Annotated in this window: 1 pseudogene; it reads right to left on the bottom strand. The window is 62.8% G+C overall.

The window, feature by feature from the left end:
• Window positions 1–339 (bottom strand): annotated as a pseudogene (locus EJB06_RS31580) (flagellin N-terminal helical domain-containing protein); the annotation flags it as partial.
• Window positions 340–654: the final 315 nt, after the last annotated feature.

Here is a 654-nt window from a genome sequence, read left to right on the forward strand (position 1 = left end):
GAGCAGCTTGGCGCCGCCGAAGGTGGTGTTGGTCAGCACGTTGTTCAGTTCGGTGCCCAGGGCATCGTATTCCGACTGCATCGCGGTCTTGTCGGCCGCGGTCGAGGAGGCATCGGCCGCTTGCGTGGCCAGGTCCTTCATGCGCACCAGCATGTTGCTCACTTCGTCCAGCGCACCTTCGGCCGTTTGCAGCATCGAGGTCGAGTTCTGGGTGTTGCGCATCGCAACGGCCATGCCGCTGGTCTGGGCTTTCAGGCGGGTGGCGATCTGCAGGCCGGCGGCGTCGTCCATCGAGGAATTGATGCGGTAGCCGGTCGACAGGCGGGTCATCGANGGACTCCAGTGGTGGTGGTGGGGATGGCGGAGTCGCGTTGCGTCGCGCTCTCCCAAGTACAAGACGACCGGTTTGCGGGCTTCGTTAAGTGCCGCATGGAAATATATTCGGTCTTGCCGAACCGATCACGGCGCGCCGGCGCACGAAAAAAAAGCCAGCCGGGTGGACGGCTGGCTTTCGGGGGACCCGGCTTGCAGCCGGGCGCAGTACAGGACTGATTACTGCAGCAGGGACATGACCATCGAGGACATGCTGTTGCTCTGTTTCAGCATGGCGGTGCCGGCTTGCAGCAGCATCTGGTTGGTGGTCATCTTCGAGCT

The sequence above is a fragment of the Massilia atriviolacea genome (genome assembly GCF_003953935.1).
In the GTDB taxonomy this organism is placed as follows: domain Bacteria; phylum Pseudomonadota; class Gammaproteobacteria; order Burkholderiales; family Burkholderiaceae_D; genus Telluria_A; species Telluria_A atriviolacea.